This is a genomic window from Bradyrhizobium sp. 45, assembly GCF_023073155.1.
GTDB classification, from domain to species: Bacteria; Pseudomonadota; Alphaproteobacteria; order Rhizobiales; family Xanthobacteraceae; genus Bradyrhizobium; species Bradyrhizobium canariense_D.
Genome location: NZ_JADPIX010000155.1, coordinates 167,384 through 180,771, shown reverse-complemented (window position 1 = coordinate 180,771; position 13,388 = coordinate 167,384). Strand labels below are relative to the sequence as shown.

Here is a 13,388-nt window from a genome sequence, read left to right as displayed (position 1 = left end):
CAAGGCGTCGCCGTAGGTCCTCAAATTGATGGGTCAGGCACTCTGAGCTGTCTTCACCACCACGACATTGCTCTCGTCGTGCTGGGAAGGGGCCACATCCTGAGCGGCCTTCTCGCCCGCGCCCGCATGGCGCTTGAGATAGTCGCGGCGCATGCCGATCTCGTCGCGGACGAATTCGTAGCCGAGCTTGAAGGTGTCGAGCCCGTCGGTACTGATCGTGCCGTCTCTGAGGCCGATGACGGCGCCGCGTAAAATGCCTTCCAGCTCGTCCTGGAGACATTCGAGCTGGTCGAGCGAATGCGCATGTTCGATCCGCTCGCCGATGTCGAGGATGGCGGTGGCCAGCTCGCTGGCCTTCTCCGGCGCGATCCGGGTGATCTTGGCGTAGATCGCGGCGAAGATCGAGCCGATGACGCTGAGCGCGGCAGCGCCGAGATACATCAGGTCGCTGTACTTATCCATGAACGACTTGGTGTCGTCGTTGATGTAGTCGGCCGCCCCTTGATGCGCCATCACGAAGGCGTCCTTCTCGACGGAGGCGGGCTCGATCCTAGTGGCAAAGCCGCTGTCGAGCCCGAGCGCGGACTTGTTCTCGTAGACGGTGCGCGCGAGCTCCCCGGCCGCCGTCGGCGACATCCTGGATTGGGCGACCAGCAACCATTCGAGCCCGATCGTGTCGAGATCGTCGCCGGGAATTTCCGGCGATGCAGACAGCGTGCCCGCCGTCAGCGTCTCGCTGGAAATGCCGGGGATCTTGCGCGCCAGCGCTTTCGCCTCGTCGATCGCGTTCAGCGTGAAGCCGCCGCGCCTGGCGACCTGCTCATACGCCTTGTCCCGCACCGCCCGCGAGGCGTGGACGATGGCGACGACTGCGCCAAAGCCGCTCGCCGGCGCGAACAGCTTGTCGAGTGTAGCGCCCTGTGGCGCCATCCGGATCCTCCCCGCGTCCGCACCCTCCGGAACGTCGAGGATACCGCGGACGAAGACGAGCGCGGAGTCGTTGTCGGCGACGACGGCGACCTTCTTCTTCTTCAGCTCGGCGAGCGACTTGATCTTCTTGTTTCCGGGCCCGAGCAGCAGCACGATATCGTGCTCGAGGATCGCGAGCGTGCGTGCCCGCAGCGGCACCTTGGCGTCGGTGCGCAGCACCGCGAGGTCGGCCTGCTTGCGATCGAACTGGGCGATCGCCTTGGCGTTGTCGGCGTTGTTGACGATCTTGATCCGGAAGCGCGAGGCGTTGTTCTTCAGGACGGCGGCGAGCTTGGCTGCGAACAGCGCCTCGTCGCTGTTGGGGGCGCCGACCGCAAAGGTCAGCGTCTCCGAATTGTGCACCAGCATGCGGCCGCCCCAGACGGTGGCAAGCGACAACAGCAGGGTCAGCACGACGTAGAGGAAGACCTGCTGCTGATTGGTCTTGATCACCTTGGGTCGCCGGGGCGGTGGCTCGATCGGCGATGAGGTCGGGCCCTCAGTACTCATGGCAGCACTCTGGCCTTATGCTTCCGGTGGCGGGCGGCTTGCGGATGTGATCGCTGCGGTCGCCCTGTAATTCGTAAACGTCTGAAAAAAGAACGATATTCTCTACTGACGATGGTAGCGCGCAGGCCGCGGAATGCAAATTCCGAGCCGAAGGTAACCTTACTCAACTCGGCCCCGGCGATTGGTCATCCTATCACCAGTTAGCCACAGTTGGCGATTTTCCGGTTCCCCCCGGCTGCATTCCGCCGCGGGAGGTGTCATAAATCGCAAGTCCCGGCGATTTGACCGGTCCAGGAAGAGATTGCGCTGAACGCTCCAATTCTTCTTGTCACGTCAACGAGGGCGCCTTGTCGTTTCCACCTCTGTCATCGGCGGTTCCGGTCGAAGCCCTCATTGGTTGGATGTTGCTGCTGACGTTCAAGCACATCATCGCCGATTTCGTCCTCCAGACCGCCTGGATGGCGCACGGCAAGGACCAGAAGCACGGCTGGGCCCTGCCGCTCCTGGTGCACTGCCTGGTTCACCTTGCGGTTGCGCTGCCGCTGATCCTGATCGTGGCGCCGAAATTCTGGTTTGTGGCGCTGATCGACTTCGTCATCCACATCACGATCGACCGCGCCAAGGGCCTCGTCTCAGCCAATTTCGGTGTCGATCTTGCGCATCCCTGGTTCTGGACCCTGATCGGTGTCGACCAGGCCCTGCACCATCTGACTGGCTTCGGCCTCTCCATCTTCATGGCGGCGAACTGACCGCTGGCGGCCTCGGCGCGTAGGTGGTCGTCCATCGGCATCCACAAGAGGTCGTCATGCCCGGGCTTGTCCCGGGCATCCACGTTCTTCGCGCCTCTCGGCTTTCCGTGGATGGCCGGGACAAGCCCGGCCATGACGCGTGGAGGCGTTCGCGCCTGACTCATCGGCTCAGATAGCGCGGCTGGATCCCCGCCCAGCCCATTGATTCGCGGCCCACGCGCAAGGACCCCCGGGTGACTACCGGGCAGCGTGGTTAACCTTTCATTAGAGAATTGCACTGCATCTTCCCAGACGAGGGAGAACTGCAATGTTTTCAAGCCGCGATACCTTTGAAGGCGATTCCTGCCCGGTCCGCGACGAACTCCTTGGCGAGATGTACCGCGCCAGCGAGAGTGGCCTGCCGAGGCTGGTTGAAAGTGTTTCCCCTGACGCGCGCGCCAGGCTGGCGCTGTTCTGCTATCGGCGCAGCCATCTGCACTCGCTGGCGGTCGCGATCGCTGGCAGCTGTAACGAGCGCGACCTGATCGAGAACGGCGGCCGTGTCGGTTCGACGCTCTACGCGCTTGCGCGCGAAGGCGCGGCGAAATCCTCGCCGTCGCTGTCGGGTGGCCGCAAGCCGATCACGCTGTCGACCAAGCCGCTCTCGGTGCTCGCGCCGCTGGACGACGAGATCGACGACGAGATCGGCGAAGCCGTCCCGGCCTAAAGCACGATCGATCGCGCTCTAGCTCTCTATTGGCGTATGATCTCGGCGGAAAACCGCTGCACACTTTTCCGGATCATGCGCCGGCGGCCTCTATCACCGGCAGCCCGAATTTCCGTCGCGCCATCGCGCATTCGGCATCGCCCGGCATGCAGGTGCGGCACACGTCCGGCCGCACTGCATAGATGCCGCACGCGGTCGCTTTTCCAATGTTCCCCTGCAACGCCGAACAGCGATCGCCTTCGCAGCGCATGCCGGATTGACGGTCGTTGACGAGCGCTTCGGGAATCGCGGCAAGCTCCTCGTCGCTCTCGATCGAGAAGCGCGGCCAGTTCGCCGAATAGCCGCAGCAGGCGCCGCAACTCTGGCAACAGCTCGACAGGTCGATCGGGGCGTTCTCATCCATCGTCACGTGTCCTTTGGCGGGCCCCAGACCAGGCTCTGGCGCCATTTCGCGCGCAGCACGTCGCGCCTTTCAGGATATCTCTCGTCGGGATAGCTCGCGTCGACCACGCGGTCGGTGCGGAAGCTGCGGAAGTCGCCGCGCAGCTCGCACCAGGCCGCGAGCAGGCGCACGGCTTCGAGATAGCCGATCGAAATCGGCCAGATCATGCGCTCGCTGGCGCGGCCCTGCTCGTCGCGATAGCGCAGCATGATCTTCTTGCCTTCGTGGATCTGGGTGCGCGTGCGAGCCATGTCCAAGCGGTCCGGCTCCCTGTTCCAGCTCGGTCGGGCCCGGCTTGCCGGCTCCAGCACGAACGGACGCAGGCGCTCAGGGACAGTGTCGGCGATCTTGGCCATCAGATCTTCAGCCGCACGCGCCAGCGCGGGATCGGCATGGCCGGCGACCCATTGCGCGCCCAGCACCGCCGCCTCGATTTCGTCGGGTGTCAGCATCAAAGGCGGCAGGTCAAAACCCTTTTCCAGGATGTAGCCCATGCCGGCTTCACCACGGATCGGCACGCGCTGGCCGATCAGCGTGGCGATGTCGCGATAGATCGTGCGCTTCGAGGTCTCGAGCTCGGCCGCGATGGCGTCCGCCGTCAGCGGCTTACGCGTGCGCCTCAGCACCTGGATGATTTGAAACAGCCGGTCGGCGCGTCTCATGACGGATCTCTTGTCGGTGGTTTTTCAGAAGGCGGCGCGCGGCTGCTGACAGGATGTTGGCAGCAGGGGAGTTCTATACCGGGACAACACGTCGACTGAAGAGGATTTGTCCATGATCATTCCAACTCATTTCGGCCCGGCCGCTGCGCTATGGCGGACCCCGCCTTTACAGGTCCAGCCTTTGCAAGTCCCGCGTTTGCAAGCCCGAGCTTGGTACGCATGGGCGTTCGGCCGCCTCGTATCCCTTGATCTCATGGTCCTCGACCTCCGCCTTGCGCTCGCGACCATGGTGGCTCGCTTCCTGGTGCAGGCCGCGGACGCGCTGGTCCGTCATGTCATGGCCCGCGCCTGGCGGGGGGCCCGTTTCGCAGAAGATATCACGGCTGCTGCCACCATGGTGGCAGCAGCCCGCGGTTAAGTTCCCTCAACTCTTTCGGTCGTTTCAGGAGAGCCTTCATGATCACGCTTTACGGCTTTGGCGCCGGCTTCGGCCTGCCGGAAATCAGCCCCTTCGTCACCAAGACGGAGGTGCAGCTCAAGATGGCGGGATTGCCCTACCGGAAGGAGCGGGCGATGCCACCCGCATCACCCAAGGGGCAGCTGCCCTTCATCGACGATGGCGGCGAGGCGGTGGCCGATTCCACTTTCATCCGCGCCCATATCGAGCGCCGCTACGGCTTCGATTTCGACGCCGGTCTGTCGCTCGTCGAGCGCGCGCAGGCCTGGGCATTCGAACGCATGATCGAGCATCACGTTTATTTTGCGCTGGTCGGGGCGCGCTGGGTCGATCCGGTCAACTTCGCCAAGGGGCCTGCGCATTTCTTCGACGGCGCGCCGGAGCACAATCGCGAGAAGTTGCGCGAGGACGCGCAATTCCGTGTCGCCGAGAACTACCTGCTCTCCGGACTCGGCCGCCACGCGCCCGATGACGACGTCGATCTCGCCGTGCGCTCGCTGTTTGCGCTCTCGGTGCAGCTCGGCGACAAGTCCTATCTGATGGGCAACAAGCCCTGCGGCGTCGATGCCACCGCCTTCGGTGCACTCGCCGGGATCCTGACGCCGTTCTTCGAATCCGCACTGCGCCGTCGCGCCGAAGGATTTCCGAACCTCACCGCTTATGTCGACCGGATGATGGACAGTTACTATCCGGAGTTCGCCTGGACCCCGCTGCGGCAGGCGGCTTGAGGCCTGGAATGAGACTCATCTAGCGCCCCGAGAAAGGTGTGTCCCCTCCCCCACAAGGGAGGAGGGAACTCAGAGAGCGGTGCTGTTGTTCAAACGCGATCCGGCATTACGCTCGCTGCAAACAAAAAGAGCCGGCCCATCGGGCCGGCTCTCGTCGTCTCAATCCTGCCGCTGCGTCTATTTCACCAGCGTGTACTTGCCGTTCTTCACCGTGAGCAGGATGCGCGAGCGCTCGTCGAGGCCGTAGCGATCCTTTTCGGTGAAATTGTAGACGCCTTGGCTCGCCGCAAGCTCCTTCTCCGACAGCAGCGCCTGGCGAATCGCCTCGCGGAATTCCGGCGTGCCTGGCTTCGCCGTCTTGAGTGCCGCCGGGATGATGCGCTTGAGAATCTCGAAGGCGTCGTAAGAGTGACCGGCGAACTGGCTGCGGCTGTTCGGGCCGTACTTGGCTTCATAGGCCGAGTTGAGCGCGAGGCCCGGCTTCTTGGTGGCGGCTTCGTCCGGCTGGTCCTCGGGATCCATGACGGGACCAGAGGCCATCAGCACGCCTTCCGCAGCTTTGCCGGCGATACGGATGAAGTCCATACTGGCGGCGCCATGGGTCTGGTAGATCAGGCCCTGATAGCCACGCTCGCGTAGCTCGGTCTGCGGCAGCGCGGCCGCGGTGCCGGAAGCGCCGACCAGAATGGCATCGGGATTCGCCGCCACGAGCTTCAGCACCTGTCCGGTCACCGACGTGTCGGGGCGAGCGAAGCGCTCCTCGTCGGCGATGGTTATGCCCATCGGCACGGCCTGCGCCTTCAAATCGTTGAACCAGAGGTCGCCATAGGAGTCGGAATAGCCGATATAACCGACGGTCTTCACACCCTTCGACTTCATGTGGTCGTACAGCACCTTGCCCACGATCGGGATCGGCTGCGGCATCGCCACCGACCACTTCATGCGCTCCGGCGTAATCGGGAACGGCGCCAGGCCGAAATGCGGAATGCCGGCTTCGTTGGCGACGTTGGACACCGCGATGGTCGGCGGCGTCAGCGCCGAGCCCATGATGATGTCGGCCTTGGATTCGGTCACGAAGCGGCGGGCGTTGGTGGTCGCGGTGGTCGGATCGCCGCCGTCGTCGAGTACGATCACCTTCAGCGGCACGCCGCCGATCTCCTTCGGCACGAACTCCAGCGCATTGCGCTCGGGAATGCCCAGCGCTGCGCCCGGGCCGGTCGTGGTGGTGGTGATGCCGATGGTGACCTCGGCGGTCTGAGCCCGCGCGGGCACGGCCGGCAGCGCAAGCGCAGCCGCGGTGACGGCGGCGGTCAGGTAAAAGCGTTTCATCTATTCCTCCCTTTATGTGTTTCTTTGAAAGCAGAAATCGGGGGGTAATTCAGCCCCCTCTTTTGGTGATGTGGCGATTTAGCTCCGGGCCTCGCTCCCCGTGAATTTGGCTACCATTTCCGCAGGAAACGGTGCCGATTTCAGTTTGTCGGGGTTAACGGGGTCGCGCCCGACCAGGACACGGGTCTCGAAACCCTCGATAGCCAGCGCCTCGCCCTTGAAGACGCTGTGCTTCACCTCGAAACTCGAGCGCTTGATGCTCTCGATCTTGGTTTCGATGGTGATCCAGTCGCCATAAGTCGAGGGGATGTAGAACTTGGCGCGTGTATCGACCATGGGAATGCCCACCAGGCCGTATTTCTTGACCAGGTCCTGCTTGGAGAAGCCGGCGACTTCGAACAGGGTCGACGTCGAATCGTCGAACATCGCGAAATAACGCGGGTAATAGACGATGTTGGCGGGGTCGCAGTCACCCCACTGGATCTGGACGTCGCGCCGGTTCACGAACATATGCCGCGCCCTATTTCGGCGCCATGCGCAGCGAGCCGTCGAGGCGCACCACTTCGCCGTTGAGGTAGGAATTCTCGACCATGTGCAGGGCGAGCGCCGCGAACTCGTCGGCGTGGCCGAGCCGGCGCGGGAACGGGATCGCGGCGGCGAGCGAGTCCTGGGCTTCCTGCGGCAGGTTGGCGAGCAGCGGCGTGAGGAACAGGCCGGGCGCGATCGTCAGCACGCGGACGCCGAACTGCGCCAGCTCGCGCGCGATCGGCAGCGTCATGCCGACGATGCCGCCCTTGGAGGCCGAATAGGCCGATTGCCCGATCTGGCCGTCATAAGCGGCAACGGATGCCGTGTTGATGATGACGCCGCGCTCGCCGGTTGCCTGCGGCTCGAGCTTGGACATCTCGTTCGCGGCAAGGCGGAGCATGTTGAAGGTGCCGATCAAATTGACCTTGATCACCTTGTCGAAATCGGCGAGCGCCATCGGGCCGTCGCGGCCGACGACGCGCTTGGCAACGCCGATGCCGGCGCAATTGACCAGCACGCGCGCGGGTCCATGGGACTTGGTCGCTTGGGCGATCGCAGCCTCAGCGGAAGCCGCATCGGAGACGTCGCAAGCCACAGCCACGCCCTTGATCTCGGCGGCGACAGTTTCGGCGAGCTTGGCATTGAGGTCGCACACCGCGACCCTGGCGCCCTGCGCCGCCAGCTTACGCGCGGTCGCCGCGCCCAGTCCCGACGCGCCGCCCGTGACGATGACAGCCTGATCCTTCAACAACATGGCGTTCTCCCTAGGTGCGACGTCCTCTTACCCGACCGATATCACACGGTCCGATGGATTGGCAGCGTAGAGCTCCTCGATCAGCAGGCTGCGATGCTCGAGCACCGCGCGCTGGTTGATCGAGCCCTTGTCGGTGACTTCGCCCTTGTCGATCGAGAGTGGCGTGTCCATGAGGATCGCGCGCGTGATCCGCGTCGAGGATCCCGTGGCCGCGCTGAGAAAGCGGGTCAGCCGTTCGCGAAATGCCTCGCGCACCAGCCGGTCGCGGGTCGCGACGACGAGATCGTCGGTCGGCAGCGTCGGGTTGATCAGCCGGCAGCCGTCGAGATCGAGCACGACGAGCGCGGAGATCTCGTCTCGGTTGATGCCGGCGATGACGACGTCGCGCACCAGCGGCGCGCAAGCCGCGACGAAGCGCGCGCGCAATGGGCCGACGCTGACCCAGGTGCCGCTGCCGAGCTTGAAATCCTCACCGATGCGGCCGTCGAAATCGAAGCCGGCATTGAGATCATCGGGATCGACGGGCTTGAGGGCATCGCCGAGCTTGTAGAAGCCTTCTTCGTCGAACGAATTTGCGGTGATGTCGGGCTGGCGCCAGTAGCCGGGCATCACGTTCGGCCCCTTGCAACGAACTTCCATCTTGCCGTTGTTCGGCACCAGCTTGGCGTCATTGCCGGATACGGGAAGCCCGACATGGCCGGAGCGGCTGGTGCGCGGGTTGACCGACATGAAGAACGGCGCGGTCTCGGTTGCACCGAGGCCGGTCAGCATCGGTACGCGGTAGCCTTTTTCCTTCACCGCCAGCTCGTCGAGGCTGTTCCAGACGAACGGCGACAGCGCCGCGCCCGAGAAGAACATCGCGTGCAGCCGGTCGAAGAATTTTGCGCGGAGGCGCTGGTCGTCGCGCAGATAAGGCAGCAGCGACTCGTAGCCCTTGGGGACGTTGAAATAGACCGTCGGCGAAATCTCCTGGAGATTGCGCACGGTTTCCTCGATGCCTCCAGGCACCGGCTTGCCGGCATCGAGATACATCGAGCCGCCATTGTAGAGCGTCAGCCCGATATTGTGGTTGCCGCCAAAAGTGTGATTCCAGGGCAGCCAGTCGATGATGACGGGCGGCTCGTCCCTGAGGAAGGCGAGTGTCTCGCGCAGCATCACCTGGTTGGCGCAGATCATGCGCTGGGTGTTGATGACCGCCTTGGGGTTGCCGGTCGAGCCCGAGGTCAGCAGGAATTTCGCGATGGTGTCGGGGCCGATCTTGCCGTGGACCTCGTCCAGATCGCCGCGGATCGGGGTTGCCATGAGGTCGGCGAGCAAGGTGACGTCGCGGCCCGGCACGTGGCCGTAGGACGCGGCGATCTCGGTGCCGAGCGAGACGTTGGCCGCGAGCGCGTCGGCGAACTTGTCGGCGTCCTCGGCGAAGACAAGGCCGGGCGTCAGCAGCTTCATCAGGTAGGAGAGCTTGCCGTAATCCTTCGATACCAGCGAATAGGCCGGCGACACCGGGCAGAACGGAATGCCGGCATAGAACGCGCCGAACGCGAGCAATGCGTGGTCGATCGAATTGCCGGAGAGGATGACGACCGGCCGCTCCGCCGACAGCCCGCGCGCAATGAGCCCTGAGGCGATGTGCCGGCTCGCGGCGAGCAGCTCGGCGTAGCTGATCTTGCGCCAGCCGCGGCCACCTTCGCGCTCGGCCATGAAGACGCGATCGGGCGTCGCGCTCGCCCAGTGATGCAGGCGGTCGGTGATGCGGGCCGGATAATCGCCGAGCGGCTGTTTGGGCCGCAGATAAATCGTGCCGTCGTCGCGCCGCTCGATATTGACGACGGGATCGCCGAACGAAATGGCCCGCAGCGGGGAAGTGCTCGCGCCGCGCTCCATGCTGGAAGAGGACGGCTGCGCGCTCATGATTTCGGCTTCACCTTTGCGGTCTTGTGTTCGAGGAACTCGCGGATCCTGCGTTTTGCCTCTTTGTCGCTCTGCGCCACCGTCGCCATCAGCGATTCCATCAACAGGCCGGTCTGCGGATTGGCCTCCGCGATCATCGGCAGCGCCTGGAGCACGGCGAAGTTGGTCAGCGGCGCGTTGGAGGCGACCTTGGTCGCAAGCTCCATCGCCTTGCCGAGCCCGTTGCCGGCTTCCGTGACATATTGCGCAAAGCCGTAGGAGGTGCCTTCGGTCGCGGAATAGACGCGGCCGGTCAGCATCATGTCCATCATCCTGGCGACGCCGATCAGGCGCGGCAGGCGCACCGAACCGCCGCCACCGACGAAGATGCCGCGCTGCCCCTCCGGCAGCGCGAAATAGGTCGAGGGTTCGGCGACACGGATATGCGCCGCGCAGGCGAGCTCCAGCCCGCCTCCGATCACGGCGCCCCTGAGCGCGGCGATCACAGGCACGCGGCTGTACTGGATGCGGTCGAACACCCGGTGCCACATCTGGGAATGGAGAAGGCCGCCACTGGCATCATGGTCGGTCAGTTCGGAGAGGTCGAGACCGCTGGAAAAATGGTCGCCGATGCCGTGGATGACGACGGCGCCGATATCCTCGGGCAGGGCCGCAAAACACTCGCCGATCTCCAGGATGATGCCGTCGTTGAGCGCATTGCGCTTGGCCGGCCGATTGAGGCCGACGGTCAAAACCCGGTCCGCCCGCTCGATCTTCAAAAGCCCGGCGGCGCCCGCGTCAGCGGTCTCGGCGTTTCCCTGTGTCATTTGCGTCCTTGTCAGAATAGTTATGTTGTATAACGAATTCAGGAGGAGTCAACAAGGGGCTAGGTGCCTCTTGGGTCAGTCAGGCGGGCAAAAGGCGCCCTCCAAATGCGGTGTCGTCCCGGCGGAGGCCGGGAGCCATAACCACAGGGAGAAGTTTGGCCAAGTCGTTCGGTACTCCGACTATTCGCGATCGACAGATCACGCGGTATGGGTCCCAGCCTTCGCCGGGACGACGGCGAAGGGCACTGAAGCCTTCACATCACCTGATGCACGTCGATCACGACTCGATCCGCATGACGCGCTGCTGACCCGACAAAAATGTGCTCCATCAGCCAGCGGTACTTCTCGTGCCCGGTCTCGAACCTCGGCACGGTGCGGAAATAGATCAGTTTGGGATCCACCGGTTCGCCGCGCTTGAGCTTTTGCAACAGCTCGACCGGGCCGAAGCGCATGCCCTTGTTCTCGACATAGACGGTGGCACCGTCGTCGGTTTCGAACGCGTACTTCGCTTCGAGATCAATCAGCTCATTCGGGCGGATGGTCTGGAAGTCCGCGCCGAACGGCAGCACCTTGCCGGTGATCGCACCCGTCACCTCGCCGCCGACGATCGGGATGATGCGGCGAATGCCGATACCGGTCTCGCCGGCGGTGACGACGTCGCCGATGCGTGCGGTGACGGTAAAGACGTATTTGGTCTCGAGGGTAGGGGCCGTCATCGGTCACCTTTCTGTATTGAACTAGCGCCGCTGTCCTTCCTTCTCCCTTGTGGGAGAAGGTGGCGCGAAGCGCCGGATGAGGGGTATGCCTCTCCAAACTCAGATCAGCGCTTGAGGAAATATACCCCTCACCCGTCTCGCCGCTTTGCGGCGAGCCACCCTCTCCCACAAGGGGAGAGGGAAAAGACAGCTCGCCGCTTTACCACCTCCTCAATGCGCCATCATCCGCGTCGGCAGCCATGTCGCCAGCAGCGGGAAGGCGATCAGGATCACCAGGCGCACCAGGTCTGTCGCCACGAACGGAATCACGCCCTTGAAGATGGTGGAGAAGGAAACGTCCTTCACCACGCTCTTGATGACAAAGACGTTCATGCCCACCGGCGGATGGATCAGGCCGAGCTCGACCGTCATGACGATGATGACGCCGAACCAGATCGGGTCGAAACCGAGATGCATGATCACGGGGAAGATGATCGGCACGGTGAGGATGATCATCGCCATGGCGTCCATCAGGCAGCCGAGCACGAGATACATCACCATGATCAACGCCAGCACGCCGTAGGGGCCGAGACCGAGGCCGGTGAGGAATTCCGTCACCTTTTGCGGGGTCTGCGTCACCGTGAGGAAATAGCCGAAGATCAAGGCGCCGATCAGCACGGTGAACACGGCGGCGGCCGTGCGCGTCGCCTGGAGCAGCGACGCCAGAATCTTCTCGCGGTCGAGCCGGCCGGTCGCCACGCCGATGATGAAGGCGCCGGCGGCGCCGACGCCGCCCGCTTCGGTCGGCGTGAAGCGCGGCAAATAGGGCAGGCCGTAAAGGCCGCCGATGACGAACACGAACAGCAGCACCGGCGCCCAGATGTCCTTCAGGCCGGCGAAGCGCTCGCGCCACGGCAGCTCCTTGCCCTTGGGCAGGAAGTCGGGCCGGAAATAACCGATCAGGAAGATCGTGATCATGTACATGGTCATCGCGAGGATGCCCGGGATGATGCCGGCGATGAACAGCTTGCCGATGTCCTGCTCGGTGATGATGCCGTAGACGGCGAGCACGGTGGAGGGCGGCAGCATCGCACCCAGCGTGCCGCCGGCCGCGATCACGCCGGTGGCAAACGACTGCGGATAGCCGAAGCGGCGCATCTCGGGGTAAGCGACCGCGGAGAAGGTCGCGGCGGTCGCGACCGAGGAGCCGCAGATCGCGGCAAAGCCGCCGCAGGCGCCGACGGTGGCGATGCCGAGTCCGCCGCGCAAATGGCCGACAAAGCCGTTGGCGGCGCGGAACAGCTCGCGACTCATGCCGGAATTGCTGACGAACGAGCCCATCAGCAGAAACATCGGAATGACGCCGAAGGTGTAGTCGGTCACCGTGCGCATCGAGGTCTGGCCGACCAGCTTCAGCGCCGGCGTGGCGCCGACGAGATAGGAAAAGCCGGAGACGCCGACGAGGCCCATGGCCATGCCGACCGGCACGCGCAGCAGCATCAGGGCGAACAGGGAAACGAAGCCGATTACGGCGACGGCATCGGTGCTCATGATTACTCCGTCGCCTTCAGCTTGGGGTCGTGCATCTCTTCGGGATGGAAGATCAACCGGTAGGTGCGGATCGCGATCAGCAGCACGGCCGAGACGTCGCCGATCCAGGCGATCGCGAAGAACGGCCAGGTCGGCATGTGCATGTCGAAGGTCTGGACGTTGTCGTTGTAGGTGCCGCGCACCTTGTCGAACAGCGTCCAGGTCTGCACCGTCACGACGAACAGCAGCACCAGGGTCGCGAACACGTCGATCCAGCGCTGGTAGCGCGGCCCGACATTGCCCCAGACGAGGTCGACGGTGATGTGGGTGCCGCGATAGGAGGTCGCGGCGATGCCCCAGAAGATCAGGATGCCGAGCAGCATGCGGCCGATGTCGAAACTATCGGGGATCGAATAGTTCAGCGTGTTGCGAAGCAACACCGACAGGAAGATGTCGAGCGCGACGATGCCGACGAAAGCCGCTGCAATCCATTCGATCGAATCGATAATACGATCCATCCAGCTGCGCTTCATGGGAGCTTCCTAAGAGATGCCATCCTCGGGCGGGAGAGGGAGAGGACGCGCGATGCGCTCCTCGCGTCTCGACCCGCGT

General features: G+C 63.9%; 15 protein-coding genes. 4 read left to right on the top strand and 11 right to left on the bottom strand.

The window, feature by feature from the left end:
• Positions 1-33 precede the first annotated feature (33 nt).
• Positions 34-1,479: a TAXI family TRAP transporter solute-binding subunit gene (locus tag IVB42_RS41165; protein WP_026233586.1), complete on the bottom strand. Its 1,446-nt coding sequence runs from the start codon at positions 1,477-1,479 to the stop codon at positions 34-36.
• Positions 1,480-1,880: 401 nt separating this feature from the next.
• Here IVB42_RS41165 and IVB42_RS41160 point away from each other — a divergent pair, with 401 nt between their 5' ends.
• Positions 1,881-2,228, top strand: coding sequence for a DUF3307 domain-containing protein (locus tag IVB42_RS41160; RefSeq protein ID WP_018458457.1), 348 nt, complete (start codon positions 1,881-1,883; stop codon positions 2,226-2,228).
• Positions 2,229-2,535: 307 nt separating this feature from the next.
• On the top strand, positions 2,536-2,934 hold the full coding sequence (locus IVB42_RS41155) for a hypothetical protein (RefSeq protein ID WP_018458458.1): 399 nt from the start codon (positions 2,536-2,538) through the stop codon (positions 2,932-2,934).
• 73 nt (positions 2,935-3,007) lie between these two features.
• Here the strand turns inward: IVB42_RS41155 and IVB42_RS41150 are convergent, their stop codons facing one another.
• Together IVB42_RS41150 and IVB42_RS41145 are read right to left on the bottom strand one after the other, a co-directional pair.
• Positions 3,008-3,337: a YkgJ family cysteine cluster protein gene (locus IVB42_RS41150; protein ID WP_018458459.1), complete on the bottom strand. Its 330-nt coding sequence runs from the start codon at positions 3,335-3,337 to the stop codon at positions 3,008-3,010.
• Positions 3,338-3,339: 2 nt separating this feature from the next.
• Positions 3,340-4,038, bottom strand: coding sequence for a YafY family protein (locus tag IVB42_RS41145; RefSeq protein WP_007599649.1), 699 nt, complete (start codon positions 4,036-4,038; stop codon positions 3,340-3,342).
• Positions 4,039-4,150: 112 nt separating this feature from the next.
• On the opposite strand from IVB42_RS41145, the gene IVB42_RS41140 reads away from it, so the two are divergent.
• Positions 4,151-4,456, top strand: coding sequence for a hypothetical protein (locus IVB42_RS41140; RefSeq protein WP_247294194.1), 306 nt, complete (start codon positions 4,151-4,153; stop codon positions 4,454-4,456).
• A gap of 38 nt (positions 4,457-4,494) precedes the next feature.
• Positions 4,495-5,223, top strand: coding sequence for a glutathione S-transferase family protein (locus IVB42_RS41135; RefSeq protein ID WP_018458461.1), 729 nt, complete (start codon positions 4,495-4,497; stop codon positions 5,221-5,223).
• A 177-nt stretch (positions 5,224-5,400) separates the two neighbouring features.
• Here the strand turns inward: IVB42_RS41135 and IVB42_RS41130 are convergent, their stop codons facing one another.
• The 8 genes from IVB42_RS41130 to IVB42_RS41095 form a co-directional block, all read right to left on the bottom strand.
• Complete coding sequence (locus IVB42_RS41130; RefSeq protein WP_018458462.1) at positions 5,401-6,552, bottom strand: ABC transporter substrate-binding protein; 1,152 nt, start codon at positions 6,550-6,552, stop codon at positions 5,401-5,403.
• A gap of 78 nt (positions 6,553-6,630) precedes the next feature.
• The gene (locus IVB42_RS41125; protein ID WP_018458463.1) at positions 6,631-7,062 is read right to left on the bottom strand and encodes a thioesterase family protein; all 432 of its coding nucleotides are present in this window, start codon (positions 7,060-7,062) and stop codon (positions 6,631-6,633) included.
• Positions 7,063-7,072: 10 nt separating this feature from the next.
• The gene (locus IVB42_RS41120) at positions 7,073-7,834 is read right to left on the bottom strand and encodes an SDR family NAD(P)-dependent oxidoreductase (RefSeq protein ID WP_018458464.1); all 762 of its coding nucleotides are present in this window, start codon (positions 7,832-7,834) and stop codon (positions 7,073-7,075) included.
• A gap of 27 nt (positions 7,835-7,861) precedes the next feature.
• A complete protein-coding gene (locus tag IVB42_RS41115; RefSeq protein ID WP_247399502.1) occupies positions 7,862-9,745 on the bottom strand; it encodes a feruloyl-CoA synthase in 1,884 nt (627 codons plus the stop codon).
• The gene (locus tag IVB42_RS41110) at positions 9,742-10,551 is read right to left on the bottom strand and encodes a crotonase/enoyl-CoA hydratase family protein (protein ID WP_018458466.1); all 810 of its coding nucleotides are present in this window, start codon (positions 10,549-10,551) and stop codon (positions 9,742-9,744) included. The genes IVB42_RS41115 and IVB42_RS41110 overlap by 4 nt, the downstream gene beginning before the upstream one ends.
• A 254-nt stretch (positions 10,552-10,805) precedes the next feature.
• On the bottom strand, positions 10,806-11,267 hold the full coding sequence (locus IVB42_RS41105; protein ID WP_018458467.1) for a DUF3237 domain-containing protein: 462 nt from the start codon (positions 11,265-11,267) through the stop codon (positions 10,806-10,808).
• A gap of 210 nt (positions 11,268-11,477) precedes the next feature.
• A complete protein-coding gene (locus IVB42_RS41100) occupies positions 11,478-12,797 on the bottom strand; it encodes a TRAP transporter permease (protein WP_018458468.1) in 1,320 nt (439 codons plus the stop codon).
• Positions 12,798-12,799: 2 nt separating this feature from the next.
• Positions 12,800-13,309 carry a TRAP transporter small permease gene (locus tag IVB42_RS41095; protein ID WP_018458469.1) on the bottom strand — a complete coding sequence of 170 codons (510 nt, stop codon included), beginning with the start codon at positions 13,307-13,309 and terminating at the stop codon, positions 12,800-12,802.
• Positions 13,310-13,388 lie beyond the last annotated feature (79 nt).

What these genes read in the sequence shown, in the direction of transcription:
- IVB42_RS41135 (WP_018458461.1), top strand. Translation starts at nt 4,495, where the DNA reads ATGATCACGCTTTACGGCTTTGGCGCCGGCTTCGGCCTGCCGGAAATC.
- IVB42_RS41145 (WP_007599649.1), bottom strand. Translation starts at nt 4,038, where the DNA reads ATGAGACGCGCCGACCGGCTGTTTCAAATCATCCAGGTGCTGAGGCGC.
- IVB42_RS41125 (WP_018458463.1), bottom strand. Translation starts at nt 7,062, where the DNA reads ATGTTCGTGAACCGGCGCGACGTCCAGATCCAGTGGGGTGACTGCGAC.
- IVB42_RS41105 (WP_018458467.1), bottom strand. Translation starts at nt 11,267, where the DNA reads ATGACGGCCCCTACCCTCGAGACCAAATACGTCTTTACCGTCACCGCA.
- IVB42_RS41155 (WP_018458458.1), top strand. Translation starts at nt 2,536, where the DNA reads ATGTTTTCAAGCCGCGATACCTTTGAAGGCGATTCCTGCCCGGTCCGC.
- IVB42_RS41130 (WP_018458462.1), bottom strand. Translation starts at nt 6,552, where the DNA reads ATGAAACGCTTTTACCTGACCGCCGCCGTCACCGCGGCTGCGCTTGCG.
- IVB42_RS41110 (WP_018458466.1), bottom strand. Translation starts at nt 10,551, where the DNA reads ATGACACAGGGAAACGCCGAGACCGCTGACGCGGGCGCCGCCGGGCTT.
- IVB42_RS41165 (WP_026233586.1), bottom strand. Translation starts at nt 1,479, where the DNA reads ATGAGTACTGAGGGCCCGACCTCATCGCCGATCGAGCCACCGCCCCGG.
- IVB42_RS41095 (WP_018458469.1), bottom strand. Translation starts at nt 13,309, where the DNA reads ATGAAGCGCAGCTGGATGGATCGTATTATCGATTCGATCGAATGGATT.
- IVB42_RS41140 (WP_247294194.1), top strand. Translation starts at nt 4,151, where the DNA reads ATGATCATTCCAACTCATTTCGGCCCGGCCGCTGCGCTATGGCGGACC.
- IVB42_RS41160 (WP_018458457.1), top strand. Translation starts at nt 1,881, where the DNA reads ATGTTGCTGCTGACGTTCAAGCACATCATCGCCGATTTCGTCCTCCAG.
- IVB42_RS41150 (WP_018458459.1), bottom strand. Translation starts at nt 3,337, where the DNA reads ATGGATGAGAACGCCCCGATCGACCTGTCGAGCTGTTGCCAGAGTTGC.
- IVB42_RS41120 (WP_018458464.1), bottom strand. Translation starts at nt 7,834, where the DNA reads ATGTTGTTGAAGGATCAGGCTGTCATCGTCACGGGCGGCGCGTCGGGA.
- IVB42_RS41100 (WP_018458468.1), bottom strand. Translation starts at nt 12,797, where the DNA reads ATGAGCACCGATGCCGTCGCCGTAATCGGCTTCGTTTCCCTGTTCGCC.
- IVB42_RS41115 (WP_247399502.1), bottom strand. Translation starts at nt 9,745, where the DNA reads ATGAGCGCGCAGCCGTCCTCTTCCAGCATGGAGCGCGGCGCGAGCACT.